Genomic DNA, 17,196 nt, shown 5'->3' with positions numbered 1-17,196 from the left:
ATCCTGAACAATTCACGGCAACAATCAAGCCGAGCGCTGGGCCCGGCTTGATCATTTGTGAGTCGATTATCGGCGCGAATCAGTAGCCGTTGGCATCCATGTCTTCGTCGTTGATGGTCATGTTGAGGTTTCCGACGCAGGTCTGAAACCCCTGCGTGCCCGGCGCCGTACCCATCTGCGCACAAGCGCGCCGAACTGACGTCATTTGATCGCCGCGCTGATACGAATCGGAGAAGGCAGCGGTCGGGCTAGCCTGCGCGACGCGAGACAATGCTGGAACGCCGAAGGGCTCGGCTTGCTCCGGCGCAGCCGCATCCTCGCGGTCCAGTACGCACAGAGCAAAAGCGCTCGTGCCCGGACGATAGCCATGCCGCCGACAAACAGCCTGCTCACGCGCTGTGCGCTGCGCTTCGTTCATTGAGATCGCGGTTTTCGCCAAGCTGCGCTCGCAGGCGACATAAGTCGACACCGCCGGATCGATACCCATGCTGGCGCAGGCGTTAGCGATCGCGGTCCGCTGGCTGGGACTTTGCGCGTTGGCGCCGAGCGGCGCGAGCGTCAAGGCCGCGAGAAGAAACGATGACAAGACGACAAGTATTTTCATGCTCATTTACCTCAATAAGCCCCGAGCTAAAATACCTGTGCCGAGCACATTACTGTAGTAAAAAACGATTTATTCGATTCTATTCTTATAAAACATGCTTCATGAACTATATTTTATTATCCGGTCTCGGCAGCAATGCGCCACCGAGATCGAAACCAGGGCGCGAAACAGGCTGGGATTGCTCAAGGATCGCTGGCGACGCCAAGTTCTTCCGCCGACCAGCCGCCGCCAAGCGCCATCAGTAAAGCCGTGCTCGACTGCAGGCGGCGCGTATCAACATGCAGAACCGCCCTCTGCGCCTCGAGCGCCGCGGTTTGTGCGATGATGACGTCAAGGTAGTTCGTCGCGCCGCCGCGATAGGAGGCGAGCGCAAGGTCGGACGCGCGTTTCGCTGCGATCGCCGAGGCCTGCACATCCCGCGCCTCGTTCCTCAGCGCATGAAGCAAGGCAAGATCGTCTTCGACTTCCTGAATGGCCTTCAAAACGGTGCCGCGATAATGCGCGACCGTTTGCAGATAGGCGGCCTCGGTTGCCGCCAGTTCCGCGCGCCGCAGCCCGGCATCGAACAACGGCAGATAGACAGTCGGCCCGACCGACCAGATGCTGTTCGAAAGGCTGAGCAGATTGATGCCCGTGTCCTGCTCGCCGGCAAGCAAATTGATCGTAAACCGTGGAAAGAAAGCAGAGCGCGCAATCCCGATCGATTGATTGGCGGCGGCCGTCTCGCGCTCGGCGGCGGCGATGTCCGGACGCCGTTCCAGCAATGTTGAAGGCACACCATGTGGGATCACCGGCAATGCCGCTTTGCGGACTTCGGACGGAATCGAAAAATCCGACGCCGGACGCCCGACGAGCGTTGCGATCGCGTGTTCATAGAGCGCTCGCGGTCCCGCGATGTCGGCCAATAGCGCCTTGGCGTTTTCAAACTGTACTTGCGCCCGCGCCACGTCAATCGGCGCACCAATCTTGCCGCTCAACCGCTGCTGCGTGAGATTCAGCGCGTCGCGATAGGCCGCCACCGTATCACGCAGCAGCGTGGCCTCGCGATCGAGTCCCCGGAGGCCAAAATAATCGCGCGCCAGGTCGGCCTGCAAACCGAGACGCGCCGCCGAAAGATCGGCCAGGCTCGCCTGCGCCTGCGCCTTGTGGGCGGCGATATCGTCCTTGATCCGGCCCCAGAGATCGACCTCGTAGGAAGCCTCGCCTTGAACAGTGTTGGCGCCGTAATAATCCGGCTCGCCCGAACCGCGCAGAGGACGATTGTTCGATTGCCTGTTGTAAGAGAAGCTCGCCTCGCTGCCGATGTGTGGATAAAGCGCGGATTGCGCTTCCGCTACATAATCGCGTGCCTGCAGATAGGCGGCGACCGCCTCCGCGAGGTCCTGATTGGCCGTCTCGACCTGCGGCTCGAGCGCGTCGAGTTCGGGATCGTCGAAGGAGCGCCACCAGTCGCCGCGCGGCGCCTCGTCACTCGGCTGCGCCGGCTTCCAGTCCCCTGCTTCCTTGAACTTCGCTGGCACGCTGACGGCCGGCGGCCGATAGGCCGGAGCAAGATCGCAGGCCGCCAGCAGAAATGCCGGCGCCAGCGCCAGAAGAGCCGAATATCTCATGCCGCCCCCTCTGCCCCGGCTATCGCGCGCTGAGCTCAGTTGCGGCCCGCTGGCCCGCGACGCGCACCTGATCCCCCGCGGCAATCGAATCCGACGGGCTCCTGATGATGCGATCGCCGGGCGACAACCCTGACTTGATCTCGACCTCCTGACCGAGATCGCGGCCGACGACCACGGGCTTGAGCACCACCTTGTCATTTGCATCGACCGTCGCGACCTCGGGGCCGAGCCGGCGGAAGATCAACGCGCTTGCCGGAATCCGCAGGGCATTGGGATCGGGCGGCAGATCGAACTCGACCTCGACAAAGGCGCCCGGCTGCAACAAGCCATCCTTGTTATCGCGCCGCAGTTCGACCAGAAGCGAACGCGAGCGCTGCGAGATCGCATCAGAGGTCGTGGCGACCGTCGCATCGAAACTCCGATTGGGAAATTGCGGAAGTTTCAACTGCGCCGTCATGCCGACATGAACCTGCGCGCTGAAGGCCTGCGGGACGTCGACATAAATCCGCATCTCATGCACGTCGGCAACGTCGAAGAGATCGGGCGCATTGCCCGGCGTGGAGCTGACCAGGGCGCCGACATCGATCTTGCGCGCGGTGACGACACCGTCGAACGGCGCGGTGATCTTCTTGAAGCCTTCCATTGCCGCCAGCCGCGCGACATCCGCGGACGCAGCGGCGACCTCCGCCTTTTTGGCGTTGTAATCGCCGGCTTTTTCATCCGCCGTCTGCTGCGAAACCGCGTCGGTGACGCGCATCGCCTGCCAGCGCTTGGCGGTCAGTTCCGCCAGCGCCGCATTGGCTTGGGCCTTGGCGAGTTCGCCTTTTGCCTCTTCATACTGCTGGTCGAGATCGGGCGTATCGATCTCCGCGAGAACCTCGCCGACTTTCACCTTGGCGCCGATGTCCTTGTACCACATTTTGACGTAGCCGCTGACGCGGGCATAGATCGGGGCGCTGAACCAGGCCTCGACTTCGCCGGGCAAAACCAGATGCTGTGCGCTGCTGCCGCGCGAAGGGCTCACGAGTTCGACCGTCGGGATCGCCTCCGTCTGCGTCAGGCGGATTAGATCGCTCTCCTCTCTTTCGCGGCTCGAAATGCCGACGAACGCGACGCCCACGGCGACCACGCCAATCAGCGCAAGACGCCACAGGACTTTCCGCCCAAGCGTATTGCCCGCCTCGCCGCGATCCTTCGTCCGCTTGCTGACCTGGTCGTGCATCGGGTTTCCTAGCTATGGACCAAATGTTCGCTTCGCGCGCGGCTGCGCGAGGGCGGCACCGCGCGGCTGTGAACCGCGGCAAACAGCACCGGCACGAAAACGAGTGTCGCGCAGGTTGCGCAGATGAGCCCGCCGATGACGGCACGGCCAAGCGGTGCATTCTGCTCGGCGCTCAGCGCCATCGGCAGCATGCCGATGATCATTGCCAGCGCCGTCATCAGTACAGGACGGAAACGGGTCACACCCGCGTCGAGCGCCGCAGCCGTCGCATCCGCGCCCTCCGCGAGCTTTTCGCGTGCGAAACTGACAACGAGGATACTGTTCGCGGTCGCGACACCCATGCACAGGATCGCACCAGTAAGTGCGGGGACCGAAAGCGTCGTATAGGTCGCAAACAACATCCAGACGATGCCGGCAAGGGCCGATGGCAACGCGCTGACAATGACGAAGGGATCTATCCAGGACTGGAAATTGACGACGATCAGCAGATAGATCAGCACGATCGCCAGAGCGAGGCCGCCGAAGAGCTGGCCATAGGCCTCTTTCATCGTGCTCACCTGCCCGCGCAGCACGACGGTCGATCCGGGTGGTGCTTCCTTCGCAGTCTCGTCCAGAATCTTCTGAATGTCGGTGGCGACGCTGCCGAGATCGCGGCCGTACGTCGTCGCGTAAATATCGACGACAGGCTGAACGTTGTAGTGCGAGACGACGGCGCTGCTGAAACCGCGGCGGATCGTGGCGACGCCGCCGAGCAGTTGCGAAGCGTTCGCCGCTGTAACTGGGACATTCGCCAGATCGCCGAGCGAATCCTCCCAATATTGCGGCGACTGGACGACGATCGGATAGGACACACCGTTCTTGGGATTGAGCCAGAAGGTCGGCGCGCTCTGCACGCTGCCGGCAAGTGTGTCCTGAACGGAACTCGCGATGTCCTTTTCGGTGAGGCCGGTCGTATCTGCCAGCGAGCGATTGACATCGATGAACAGCGTCGGCGCATTGAACGCCTGCTGGATACGCGGATCGGCAATGCCGGAGACCTTGGCGATGCGGCCAAAGATTTTTTCGGCATAGGCGCGATCGGCCTCGATGTCATGCCCGATAACCTGCACGTCGATCGGCGCCGGTAGGCCAAAATTGAGGATCTGACTTACCATATCCGCCGGCAGGAAGGCGAAGGTCGTTCCGGGATAAAGCTGCGGCAGCTTCTGCCGAAGCCTCTCGACCAGATGACCTGACTTCTCCGCCTGCGCCGGCTTGAGCGAAATGAGAATGTCGGCATCCGCCGCGCCGATACTGCCGGAATTGGCATAAGCCATGTTGATGCCGCTGATCGGCAGGCCGATATTGTCGACGATCGAAGCGACGCCTCCGGGAAGCAGTCCACGGATCGACGTCTCGATCTTGTCGCAAAGCGCCGCGGTTTCCTCGATCCGCGTTCCAGTTTGCGCACGGACATGCAGCTTGATTTGCTCCGACGTCACCGACGGAAAGAAGTTCTGGCCGAGGAACGGCACAAGCCCGAAGGAGACAAGAACGACGCAAAGGAATCCGGCGAGGAAAACGCGTCGCCGTGCCAGCGCGAGCTCGAGTACGCGACGATAGCCGCTGCGAAAATTCTCGAACCGATGCTCGAAGCCACGCTGAAACCGCACCAGCGGATTGTGACTGTGCGGCGTGCCGGCGAGATGCTCTTCCAGATGTTCCTGGGCAGAGTGCGTCGCAAGGAGGAAGCGCGCCAGCGTGTTCACCAGAGTACGCGAAAGGAGATACGAAAAGCAGAGCGCGAAAACGACGGCCTTGGCCATCGGCCGGAAGAGATAGCCGGAGACGCCACCCAATCCGAACATCGGCACGAAGACGATACAGATGCAGAGCAGCGAGACGGTCGCCGGCACGACGATCTGTCGGGCGCCGTCGAGAATGGCGAGTTCGATCTCCTTGCCGTGCTCCAGATGCCAGTTGATATTCTCGATCGTTACCGTCGCATCGTCGACGAGAATACCGACGGCGAGCGCCAGTCCGCCCAGCGTCATGACATTGATCGTCTCGCCGGTGGCGGACAGCGCCGCGATCGCACCGAGGATCGCGAGCGGAATCGAGACGAGGATGATCAGGGTCGAACGCCAACTGCCGAGAAAGAGGAGGATCATCAGGCCTGTCAGCGCCGCCGCGATGACACCCTCGCGCAAAACCGCATCGACGGACGATTCGACGAAACTCGACTGATCGCCGACCGCTTTGATCTCGAGGTCCGGGGGCAGCGAGGCGCGGATCTTGGGCAACAGGGCCTTCACACCGTTGATGACATCGAGCGTCGAGGCCGCGCCGGCTTTCTGGATCGTCATCAGAACCGCGTGCGCGCCGTCGACGCGCACGACATTTATCTGCGGCGGCGCACCGTCATGAACGAAAGCAACGTCGCTCATATAGACGATACTGTTGCCCGTTGCCTTGATCGGCAGCCGGTTGAGCTCGGCGATCGACTCCGGCGCGTCGTTCATCGCGACGACATATTCAAATCGGCCGATCTTCTGCGTTCCCATTGGGATGATCAGATTCTGTGCCGCGAGCGCGTTGACCACGTCCTGCGCGGAAAGCCCATAGGATTGCAGTTTCTGCTGGTCGATATCGACCTGCACCTGACGGACCTTGCCGCCATAGGGTGAGGGAATGGCGGCGCCAGCGACGGTCGCGAGCTGCGGCCTGATGAAATTCTGCGCGTAGTCGAAGAGCTGCGATTGGGAAAGCGTCGTGCTCGAAAGCGCAAGTTGCAGGACCGGCACGCTGGAGGCATTGAACAACAACACATAAGGCGGCGTGATGCCCGGAGGCAGGAACTTGAGCACCGTCTGCGAGGCCGCAGTAACCTGCGCGATCGCAGTGTTGATATTTACGCTTGGCTGAAAGAAGACTTTCACGATGCCGTAGCCGGTCAGCGACTGGGATTCGATATGCTGGATGTCGTTGACCTGAGAGCTCAGCGTGCGCTCATAATAATAGATGACGCGGCCTGACATATCATCCGGCGGCAGGCCGTTATAGGTCCACACCACGCTGACAACAGGGATGCCGATGTCAGGAAAGACATCGGTCGGCGTTCTGGTCCATGCCATAATCCCGAAAATCAGGATCAGCATCGCCATGACGACGAATGTATAAGGACGCTGCAGCGCGATCCTGACAATGCCGATCATGTCGTTTGGGCAACTCCCATCGCCGCGAAGGTTGCGCTCGGCCCGAAGGCACGACGTCGCGACTGGCAAAACGAATGCGACGCGCCAAGTCGTCCAAGCACGCGCTGCGCACCCTAGGGCGGTGCAGAAGGCCTTGGTATTAAATAAAAATTTGGAGACACGGGGAGCGTATTTCGCGCCGGTCAGGCTTCACACGTCTGATATAGCCTAAGGCTTGGCCGCCCCGCCCTTTCCTGCGCGTCCATCCTGGCGGGTCGGCCCGATTTCGAAGCAGGCACCGGAAACGGAGTCATCGAGCCGGAGAGTCAATCCATGTAATTCCGCGATCGTCGCCGCCATGCTTAAACCAAGGCCATTGCCGCGTACGTCATCGGTTGCGGCGCTGCGATAGAAGCGCTTGAAGATCTTGTCGCGATCGGTCGGCAGGATACCTGGGCCGCTGTCGCAGATGCGGACACACGGCCCCTCCGCCGTGGCTTGCACGGAAATCTGCACGCTTCCGTTCTGCGGCGTGAACTTGATGGCGTTGTCGACAAGGTTCGTCAAAGCCTCGCGTAAAAGATCACCGTCGCCGATGAAGGTAACTTTGTTTTGCAGATCGAGCTTCATGGCGATCGACTTTGCCTCCGCTATCGGCTCGTAGAAATCATAAACATCATAGCAGAGCGCTGCGACGTCGATCGGCGCGAAGGCGCTGCGCCGCAGCCCACTTTCAAGTTCGGAGATGCGCAGCAGCGCCGTGACGGTGGTCAGTGCGCGATCGAGATTGCCAAGAATCTGCCGCGCGGTCTCGCGAAGTTCCTCTTCCGGCTCATTCAGGGCACGCTCAAGCCGGATGTGCGCCACGGTAAGAGGCGTCCGCAGATCGTGGGCTATATTATCGCCAACCTGTTTGAGCTGGTTCACGAGCCGGGTTATTTCGTCAAGCATCTGGTTAACGGAGCGGACAACCTCGTCGATGCCGTCAGGAATCTGGTTCGCCGGTAGCCGCTCGTGAAGATTGCCCTGAATCACGCGATCGATGGCGAGATGGATGTCGCGCAGCCGGCGCGAGGCGCGCAAGCTCAGAATGATCCCCGCCAGGAGGGCGAGAAGAATGGTCGGTCCGATGCCAATCACCAAAGCGCGCAAGACCGACTGCTGCAGCGCCCGGATCTCGTAGAGACCCCGGCCCAGCACCAACGTGCTGCCATCGAGGCGCTTGCGGCCGGCGAAGAACGCCGACTCCGTGCCGACGCCGTCCGGCCGCGTCGTTTCGATAATATGCGTCTCTCCGTCGAGAGGTATCGCCGGAATTTCCTGCACATTGCCGTAGACATGATCGCCGGCTGCGTCGAAGAGACCGACATATTCGATCTGCCGCAAATCGCGCGTCAGCCGCCTTCTCAATTCCGGCTGGAGTTGGGCGGTCGGTTCGACAGCCGCTTTAGTGACCTCGTCCGCAAGAGAGATTTTGGCCCGCATCATGTCGGCATCGGCAACGCGCCAGTAGACGAAGGCGAATACCGCGGCGGTCGACAACGTTACGACGACGGCGAAAACAACCGCCAGCCGAAAAGCCGTCGAACGAAGAAGGTCAGCGATCCCCATGCAATATGAATCCCGTCGCCCGGACGGTTTCTATCATTGGAATTTCGCCCGGCCCGTCGACCTTGCGGCGCAGCTTGCCGATATGCACGTCGACGACATTGGTCTGCGGCAAAGTACGAAAATGCCAGACGTCGGTCAGCAGCATCGCCCTGGTTATGGTCTGGTTCGGATGGCGCATGAAATATTCGAGCAGGTTGAACTCGCGCGGCAGCAATTCGAGCTTCCGGTCTCCGCGGTGCACACTGCGCTCGATCAAATCCATCGCCAGCGGCCCGACGCGCAGAAGCGAGACCCGCGAGTCATTTGCGCGACGGCGCAACACTTCGACGCGTGCAACAAGCTCGTCAATCGCGAAGGGCTTGACGAGATAATCGTCGCCGCCGGCTCTGAGCCCACGGATGCGATCGTCGATTGAGGACAGCGCGCTGACGACAAGCACAGGCACGCGATTGCCTTCCTCGCGCCAGGCTTCAATCATCGCGATTGAATCGGTGCCATGTAGCATCCGGTCTATAATCATCACCGCGGGCATGTGGATGCGGATTGCATCGGAAACCTGTTGCAACGAATCCGCGATGCGCACGGCGTAGCCCTCCCGCTCGAGGGCCAACGAAATTTCCTGCGCTGTTTCGAATTCGTCTTCGACCAACAAAACCGCCGGACGATCGGAGGGCTCAAAGGCGCCGGCGGCCATCACACTCATTCCATCAAACATTCGAAAAACAAGCTCCGCGCGTTCGCAGCTCTCGCAAGGCGCGGCGATGAATAAATTCAGCCTCGCCGAGAGAAAAAACATCTAATCAATGCGTAGACAATGAAAATATGTCCTTCCTGAGCACAATAAAAAAGTATTTAGCTTCTCCCGATAAGTTCTTCGTGAGCGATATAAAAAAGTATTTAATAGTGACAATTTAGAGAACTCAACTCGCGGAAGGCGAACCCCCGTCTCGCATGTCAGAGAAGAAAAAAGCGGGCCGAAAGGCCCGCTTTCCATATTCTAGATCGCTTATGTCGATCAATACTTGGTGACCAACGCCGGTGCTGGCGGCGCTGGATCGAACGGATAAAAGCGCAGCGAAGCGAAGACTTCCTGGTCGTTAAAGTGCACGTTCGATTGGGCCGGATGGCCCGCGGAAGCGCCGGAGCCATTGAAGATGTCGTCCTGGATATAGGCATACTGGAGGCCGACACGGACCGATCCGAAGGCACCCTGATAAACCTTGTCCCAGAAACCGCCGGTCAACTCCCAAGTGTCGCGCACGTTGCCTGCGCAGCCAGCAGGACTGGCTGCGGCGGCTTGAAGGAAGTAGCACTGGGAGTTGTTAGCCGTCGGGCTGCCAAAGCTAGACACCGAGCTAGAGTCAGCCGACAGGAGCCGCTCCTCGCCGCCGTAGGCGTAGAGGTCGAGGCTTGGGGTCGCATGAACCACCGCACCACCAAGGAACATCAGTTCCGGCAAAGCAGTCAGCGATCCGTTCGGCGCGTATACAGCGGACTGAAGCGATCCAGAGCCGTAACGACCAATACCGCGGCCGATCATTGCCGAACCCTGGAGGTCTATCCAGTGCGGCAACAAACCGAGGGTGACACTGCCGCCGCCACCCCAACCGGCTGTGTCATTATGGTTTCCATACAAATAGCCGCCAGGTCCCGTGTACTCAGCGTAATCATACAGGTCCGTGTACAGGCCAAAGCCCTCGACGTGCAACGAGTGGCCGGCGATATTGCCTTCGTAGGCCGCTTTGGCAACGAAGTCGGGGATGTGATTGAGCGAATATTTGTACTGCGTGTTGTAGGCGCTCGTGCCACCGCCCGTGGTCGTCGAGCACCAGACCGAGTAAACGCCCGCCGTGGTCGGCCCAGGCGTTGCACCGGTCGCATTGCCACCCGAACAGGGGGTGCCCGTCTGTGGCGTTTCAGCCGAAGCTGCAACCCAGAACCCGTTGCCGAAATCCTTGACAAGGCGGATTTGCGGCTGACGTGCCCAGGTGAAGCCCGAGACGTACATTCCGTCGATCGTCAGCGGAATATCTTCGTTACGCGGCGTTATGCCCTTCTGGTTCAGGGTCACCAGGGACCACGTCTGACCGGCGAGCAAGTGTAGGCCTTCGCCCGCCCAATCGATGGTGGTGTAGAGGTGACGAATACGCGGCGTGTAAGAGTTGCTCTCTGTTGAGTTCGCTGTCGTGGAAGCGCCGAGGAAGTCGAACTCGCCGTAGCCTGAGATCAGCGTATCAGGGTTATAATTACCCTGGACCAATAGCGAGAAGCGTGATTGCTGCGCGCTGCCGCGGATTTCATTGTTATGGGCAAGAGGATTCCAATAGCCTGGCAGTGAGCCAAAGCTCGGGCTGAAAATGCCGCCCGTGTCGCGGGTGCGGTACACACCTTCCATCGCGATGAAGCCGCCGGGCGTGATCGTGATGCCATCCAGGTGGAACTTCTTGTCCCACGGGACCGGCGGCTCGTAAGCGCCGGGCGCGGTCGCCTGATAGGACGTCGTCTTCACCTGAACGGCATGGATTTGCACGCTGTGCTTGTCGACGCGAGCCTCGAGGTGCCGGAGCTGCGCCCTCAAGGCATGGATCTCGGCGGCGAGTTCGGCGTTCGAATCGTCCGCCTTGGCAGCGACGCTTCCGGTGGTAACGAGAGCGGCGAGTGCGGCGCCGCTCAAGAGTTGACGGCCGAAGCCGCGGCGACGAACAGCCGCTCTGGCTGCGGCCGCGCAGGGCGCTCGCACAGAAGCGTCGTCGCAAGACGTTGCGATGTTTTTCACTGGATTAACCCCCGAAAGTTACGAGCTCGATTCTTTCCGTCAGCTCGGTTCAACCCTTCAGGTGGTTAGGGTTCGCAGACTGGAGTTTTGTGACGATTTGGTACTGCGTATTTAAATTATAATTTATAAATCAATGCACTATGTATCTAGCTGCTTGTCAGGAAACGGCTTTTAAAATCAAACGCGCGGCAACGCTCATGTCGTTTGCCGCGCGTTGTAGCCATGATGTAACAGCGCTTACTGGAACGGATAATACCGCAAGCTGGTGAGCAGAATATTGTCGTTTGTCTTGGCGCCAAGCGGCGCCGATCCGGCCGGCAATCCGCCGCTTCCCGCAAAGAGTTCACGCTGCGTATAGGAATATTGAAGGCCGACACGCAAACTGCCGAAATCACCCTGATAGACGCGATCCCAGACGCCGCCGGTCAACTGCCAAATATCTTTGGTGATGCCGTTGCACGTCGAAGCCGCGGCTGTTTCGATGTTGCATCCCGTGTTGTTGGCGAGCGGCGAGCCCGGGCCGTTGACAGTCCCGCCAAGGAAGTAGTCGCCATACTCGTGCTCGATACCGGCGGCGGCCCACAGATCGATCTGCGGCGTCGCATGCAAAGTGAGGAAGGCGAGCGCGATCGTCTCGGGGATCGGGGACAGCGAGCCATCAGGATTGAAAGTCGCCGTCGGCAGCGTGCTGACGCCGTAGCGGCCGATACCACGGCCGGTCATGGCATTGGCCTGGAAATCAAGCCATTTCGGTAGGATCGGAACAATCACGCTGCCGCCGACACCCCAGCCCGTCGTGTCCTTGCTCGCAAAATTATTGCCGGCATATTCGACGCGGTCATAGAGATCGCTGTAGAGGCCGAACGCCTCGAAGTGCATGTTGCGGTCGGCAATCCTCGGATCCCAGGCGACCTTGGCGAGAATATCGGGGATACGGTTCAGCGAATAATTCGTCGCGCCGTTGAAGAAGTGCGTGCCGGCCTGCTGGCAATAGACACTGACGCCGTTTCCGATCGATCCATAGGTGCCGATGCCGGGACAGGCGGGCGCGAACGTCGTCTCTGGCTGCTCGGCCGAGACCGCGGCGGTGAACTCGCCGAAAGTCTTGGTGACGCGAACGCCCGGCTGACGCGCCCAGACCGAACCGGGGATAAAGTTGGCGTCGATGAACGGCGCAAAAATCTCCGTCCGCGGCTTGATGCCTTCGCCGTTGGTCGTGGCCAGCGTCCAAGATTGGCCGGCAAGCAGGCTCCAACCCGTGTCCATCCAGTCCGCAGTCACATAGAGATTGCGAACGCGCGGCGTATAGGAATTGCTGTCGGTCTGGTTGGCGGTTCCCGCCGCTGCAAGAAAGTCGAACTCGCTGTAACCGGAGATCAGCAGCGCCGGATTGACGTTGCCTTGCGCCAGCAGCGAGAAACGGCTTTGACGCGCATCGAAGCGGAGTTCATTCGTATGCGAAAGGGGCAGATTGCCCATCGGAATGCCATTCCAATTGGTATCGAGGCCCGTCGAATCGCCGCGCGAACGCCAGACGCCCGCTGCTTCAATGAAGCCGCCGGGCGTCAGCGTGATGCCGAACAGATGAAACTTCTTGTCCCAGGGTTGCGGCGGCACATAGGGACCAGGGCCTTTTACGACCGGCCCGGCGAGGACGGGCGCCGTTTCGGCCATGCGGACATGTGCGAGCACATGCTGCGTCTGGCGCTTCTGCGCGCGCATCTCCTGCTTGAGTTCCGCGACTTCGTTCATCAGCGCATCGAGCCGCGCTTCCATGCGCTGCTCGCTGGCGGATTGGGCCTGCGCCGGGCTGGCGACATTCAGCATCGCGAGCGCGAATATAGAAGCGCCCGCAAATAAAACGCCGCGCCTCACCTTGCACCGGCCATCCTCGCCAGCGGCAACCGATCGACATGATTTGGGATTCGATTCATTCAGATTTTTCACGCGCGTCCCCCCTGCTCTCTGAGGCGGCCGCGGCCCTGCGCACTTCTGTTTTTCGCTGCAGGATTGCCGCTCCGCCAGAGCGTCATCAAACTGTAATATTTGGAGGCTACGCGAGTTCAGATCGCTACGAAATAGTTCTTATCAAGTACAATTTGATGCTTAAAAGATATTCATATCGCTGTTGCAATTATATCATAAGTATAAATATGCGTAACATCTTAGATTATTAATGAAAACGTCGCGCGTATATTAAATAGTTTTTTAGACCGACTCCCTCATCCCGATGCATGCCGGCACGGCGTCGCGATCGGGAGCCATTGCAGACTCGATCGCGGCGCGGATTTGCGGATCAGAATGCGAGTGGGCTCGTCAAAAGACGGGACAAGGATGATGCCTCAGAGAGCGCGCTCAGCCGCTGTGTTGCTGAGACATTGGGCCCCCACTTCTGCGCGATCCGACACATGCTTCTTCAAAATCCCACCCGCAGAAGTCACAAGTGGGATCGTCGTTGTTCGAAGTGATAATGCCGCGGCACATGCTAAGAAAAATATTATCCGCTTGAATTGCCGCGAACCCAATCATCTTTGCCAATATGGTCTTATATTCAACTTCCTATAAGGATCATATTCGGAAGAGGAGGTCGAGGATGCGGCTCGTTTTGAAGCTGACTTTGATCGCTGCTGCGCATTGCCTGGTAGGCGCTATAAGCACTCCGTCGGAAGCTCAACAATGGCGATACGCTCCCCCCGCCGAGCATTACAGCATCTATCAGAACCCGGATGGTACCTACGATTCCCCGGCCGACCTGTCGCGGGACATCTGGGGCGTCCCTTGCGGTGTCGAATGCGTACGGGAAGCGCAAGCGCGCTGGTCGCGTTATGCCGCCACGCATCCTGAAAGTGATCATCGTGCTTACCGCTATCGAGGCACAACAGCCCGCCTTCCCAGTCAATAGGGTCAACCTAGGCGTCTCGTGATCTATTTTTGCGACTTGTAGGCATCCGGCGCAGCTACAGTCTATTTTGATCGGGTCTTCTGTGCTCTTTTTTATCTGGTACTCGACAAGCTGTCATAAGTGGTATCCAGAAGCGGAATGAGCCCGGCGGCGGCCAAAAGGGCTTGTCCGCGCTCGGAGAGCAAAAACAGGGCGAACCGCAGCACGGCCGGCCGATCCGCGAGAACCGCCAGACCGAAGACCGGCGCGGGGTCGAGCGCCGGCGGCAGTGGGATTGCCGCAAGACCCGGCACTTGCCGCCCCAGCGTCGCGCTGGCGCTGCAATAGGCGATCATCACGTCGATCTTATTGGTCCGGAACAGGTCCGCCGGCGCGGCTTGCGGCTCGTCTTTCAGCGCGTCGCGCAGGGCCTGCGCCTTGTCGCGCAAAATCTTGCCGGCGCCCGGATGCAGTTTGTCGATGCGGTCGAAGATCTCGATCGCATAATCGCCGCTGGGGTCGGCGACCGGCGCCGAAGCCCTGATCCTGATCTCCTTGGCCAAAAGCCTCGGCACGAGATTGTTCGCCGTGATGCCGAGCGCGCGTGGGGCATAAAGGCACATACGATTGCGCGCGAAAGCGGTGGGCGGCAGGACTGTCCGGCCATCCGCCGCAAGCTTGCGCGGCGAGGCCATGTCGGCGGAGAGAAAGAGGTCGGGCTTTTCCCCGGCCTCGATCCGCGCCCGCAAAAGGCCGGCGCTGCTGAACGTCGGCTTCAGATCGAGGCCGGCGAGCGGGCCTTTCTCCTTCGCCAGCAAACCGACAAAAGCTTTCAACGAGCCCGCAGCGTAGATCGTGACGGGTTCGGTGGCACTTTGCGTCGCCTGTTGCGCGGCTTGCGCCGCTGTCGCGACAAGGGCCGCCAGGGCCGCCGCGCCCAACAGAGCGCGCAAAGCACGCGGGATCGTGTTCAAAGGTCCACCTGTCAGAAGTCCCCTCATCAGAAGTCCACTTGCAGGCTCGCCTCGAAGGTCCGCGGCAGGCCGAACCAGGCCGTGTCACCGCCGTTGGCGCCGACGATGGACGAACCATCGGCGATCGAGGAATAGTAGAATTTGTTGGTGACGTTCACGACCTGGAAGCGCGCTGTAGCGCGGTGACCGAAGAGAACGGTCGAATAGCGCCCGCCGATATCAAGCGTCGCATAGGGATCGGCGAAGCTGTTGTTGGTGTTGGTCGCGGCACGTGAGCTTTCATAATGTACCGCGCCCGTGACGGCAAAGCCACGCCAGTAAGCCGGGTGGAGGTCGATCAAGATGTCGCTCTTCCAATGCGGCACGCCGATCACGAGCATATTGTTGGTGGCGACATTGTCGGTTCCTTCCAACCGCGCGTCGATATAGGTGACGCCGCCGAAAGCACTGATGTCGGGCGTGATGTCGCCCTGAGCGAAGAGTTCGCCACCCCAGTTGCGCTGCATGCCCGTCACCCCGAAAATCTCAGACGTGGGATCGGTCGTCGCATAGGGCCGGGTCATACGGAATCCGTCGATCGTGACCAGGAAATTGGGATTGAAGGCATATTTGGCGCCGGCCTCGTACATCGTATCGTGATAGGGCGCGAGGAAAACGCTGGGATTCTTGACCGGGGTAGAGGCCGAGGACGTCGGCGCCTGATCGCTTAATTCAGTGCTGTTCGCCCAGGTAAAGTACGTCATGAGCTGCGGGTTTGGCTTGTACATCAGGCTGACGGTCGGGCTCAGCGCGCCGTTCTGGCCTGTCGAACTCGTCAACGCGCCGGTGCCGGCATAACTCGAGGAGTGAATGAACGAGGTGTTCAACACCGCCTGCAAAGCCCACTGGTGATTGAAGTGGATCGTATCGCCGGTGATGATCGACTGTTCGAAAAGTTTGCCCGCCTCATATTCCGGGCCGTGAACCAAGGCCGAGGAGAGCGCTGGCGAGAGCACGGTCGGCGAATAGAGATTGCCGCATGCCACGGTCACCGACCCGCAGGTAAAGACCTTGAGAGACGGATTATAATTGTACTGGCCGTTGATGAAGCCATTCGTGCCAAGGGCAATGTCGTTCTCCATTCCATAGAGCCAGACACGGCCGTTGAGATAGGCGCTGTTGCTGCCGATGGTAAAACGCGGAACGGAGGCAAAATTCTTGCTTACGTAGTAATCGCCGCTGTTGTTGATCATCGTGTCGGTGATGCCGTAAACGCCGCGGTTGGCGTTTTCGTACAAGCCGCCGGCCTCGAATCTCCAGTCCTGATTGATCTGATGCGTGATCTTCACCATGCCGGTGTCGCTGATCAGATTCGAGCCGGCGCCCGGCTGACCGATACCCATCTGGGACGGATCGACGGCTTGCGGCAGGATCGTGCTTTTGTTGCTCTTATTCGTCGAGTTGCCGTTGTAGGAAATTTCCCCCGCGACGCCGGTGATGTCCGTCGCGTAATGGCCGAAATAGGCCTCGACATCGGTGTTGTTGTCGAACCGATAGTCGAGATCGATGCTGCCGAGCGTGCGGTTGACCGAGCTTTCGTCAACGTAGCTTTCGCCACCGCCGTGGACGATATTGATGCGATAGCCGAGCTTCTGATCCGGCCCGATGCGGCCGCCGGCGTCGATCTGCTCGGTCAGGACGCTCTGCGATTGATAACTTTCGGTATAGGTGAAGAACGACTGATCCGTCGGATGCTTCAACAAGTAATTGAAGACGCCCGAGGGCGATTCCGGCCCGTAGAGCGCGCCAGCGAGACCGTTCAGAACTTCGATGCCGGAAAGGTTCTCGCCGGCGATCGCCGAGGTGCCGATATAATTGAGGCCGTCGAGCCGGACGTTCTGGACGATCGAGCCCATGAAGCCGCGCGATTGCGGCCGCGACACTTCGAGGCCCTGCTGATCGCGCACTTCGACCGAGGGCAGATAGCGCAGGATATCGTTGACCGTCTCGGCCTGCTGATTGTCGATCAGCGATTCGGGAACAATGTCGACCGATTGCGGGGCGTTAGCGATGTCCTGTGTGCCTAGCGGGCCGAGATCGGCCGGCGGCGGCTGATAAGGCGCTTGATAAGCGTCGGTCGGCGCCGTCGTCTTATTGGCGCCTTCGACATTGATCGTCGGCAAGGCGGAGGGAGAGCTTGACGTCTGCGCCTGCTGCGCCCGCGCCGCGCCGGCGGCGAAAACCGAAAGAATCAAGGCCAAGCCACGACCAGTCAGGCGCGCCAGCGCCTTTTGATTCCGGGACGCGAATATAGACAAGCATCTGCGTGACATTTTCCGATAGCCCCCCGGCCTCGTGCGACATTT

General features: G+C 60.0%; 10 protein-coding genes. All 10 read right to left on the bottom strand.

The genetic code is table 11. From position 1 onward, the window contains the following. Positions 1–79 precede the first annotated feature (79 nt). Positions 80–562 (bottom strand): hypothetical protein, encoded by a 483-nt coding sequence (locus CWB41_RS08810; protein ID WP_129396452.1) that lies wholly within the window; start codon positions 560–562, stop codon positions 80–82. A 224-nt stretch (positions 563–786) separates the two neighbouring features. Further along, the gene (locus CWB41_RS08805) at positions 787–2,214 is read right to left on the bottom strand and encodes an efflux transporter outer membrane subunit (protein WP_115837055.1); all 1,428 of its coding nucleotides are present in this window, start codon (positions 2,212–2,214) and stop codon (positions 787–789) included. Positions 2,215–2,233: 19 nt separating this feature from the next. Beyond that, positions 2,234–3,436, bottom strand: a complete 1,203-nt coding sequence (locus CWB41_RS08800) for an efflux RND transporter periplasmic adaptor subunit (RefSeq protein WP_115837056.1) — start codon at positions 3,434–3,436, stop codon at positions 2,234–2,236. A gap of 8 nt (positions 3,437–3,444) precedes the next feature. Further along, the gene (locus tag CWB41_RS08795) at positions 3,445–6,630 is read right to left on the bottom strand and encodes an efflux RND transporter permease subunit (protein ID WP_115837057.1); all 3,186 of its coding nucleotides are present in this window, start codon (positions 6,628–6,630) and stop codon (positions 3,445–3,447) included. 207 nt (positions 6,631–6,837) lie between these two features. Then, positions 6,838–8,220, bottom strand: coding sequence for a sensor histidine kinase (locus CWB41_RS08790; protein ID WP_115837058.1), 1,383 nt, complete (start codon positions 8,218–8,220; stop codon positions 6,838–6,840). Next, the gene (locus CWB41_RS08785) at positions 8,207–8,830 is read right to left on the bottom strand and encodes a response regulator transcription factor (protein ID WP_245441014.1); all 624 of its coding nucleotides are present in this window, start codon (positions 8,828–8,830) and stop codon (positions 8,207–8,209) included. The genes CWB41_RS08790 and CWB41_RS08785 overlap by 14 nt, the downstream gene beginning before the upstream one ends. A 405-nt stretch (positions 8,831–9,235) precedes the next feature. After that, positions 9,236–10,996, bottom strand: a complete 1,761-nt coding sequence (locus CWB41_RS08780; protein ID WP_129396451.1) for a hypothetical protein — start codon at positions 10,994–10,996, stop codon at positions 9,236–9,238. 237 nt (positions 10,997–11,233) lie between these two features. Next, complete coding sequence (locus CWB41_RS08775) at positions 11,234–12,823, bottom strand: hypothetical protein (protein WP_115837060.1); 1,590 nt, start codon at positions 12,821–12,823, stop codon at positions 11,234–11,236. Between the two features lie 1,167 nt (positions 12,824–13,990). Next, positions 13,991–14,878, bottom strand: a complete 888-nt coding sequence (locus tag CWB41_RS08770; protein ID WP_115837061.1) for a substrate-binding domain-containing protein — start codon at positions 14,876–14,878, stop codon at positions 13,991–13,993. Next, entirely contained in the window at positions 14,878–17,085 is a 2,208-nt protein-coding gene (locus CWB41_RS08765) for a TonB-dependent receptor (protein ID WP_165204191.1), read from the bottom strand. The genes CWB41_RS08770 and CWB41_RS08765 overlap by 1 nt, the downstream gene beginning before the upstream one ends. Between the last annotated feature and the right edge of the window lie 111 nt (positions 17,086–17,196).

This window comes from Methylovirgula ligni (assembly GCF_004135935.1).
In the GTDB taxonomy this organism is placed as follows: Bacteria; Pseudomonadota; Alphaproteobacteria; order Rhizobiales; family Beijerinckiaceae; genus Methylovirgula; species Methylovirgula ligni.
The sequence above is the reverse complement of the archived record's forward strand: the minus strand, read 5'-3'. Positions and strand labels throughout refer to the sequence as shown.

Coding starts and splice junctions, on each gene's coding strand:
- CWB41_RS08805 (WP_115837055.1), bottom strand. CDS start 2,214: ATGAGATATTCGGCTCTTCTGGCGCTGGCGCCGGCATTTCTGCTGGCG.
- CWB41_RS08800 (WP_115837056.1), bottom strand. CDS start 3,436: ATGCACGACCAGGTCAGCAAGCGGACGAAGGATCGCGGCGAGGCGGGC.
- CWB41_RS08795 (WP_115837057.1), bottom strand. CDS start 6,630: ATGATCGGCATTGTCAGGATCGCGCTGCAGCGTCCTTATACATTCGTC.
- CWB41_RS08790 (WP_115837058.1), bottom strand. CDS start 8,220: ATGGGGATCGCTGACCTTCTTCGTTCGACGGCTTTTCGGCTGGCGGTT.
- CWB41_RS08775 (WP_115837060.1), bottom strand. CDS start 12,823: ATGCTGAATGTCGCCAGCCCGGCGCAGGCCCAATCCGCCAGCGAGCAG.
- CWB41_RS08770 (WP_115837061.1), bottom strand. CDS start 14,878: ATGAGGGGACTTCTGACAGGTGGACCTTTGAACACGATCCCGCGTGCT.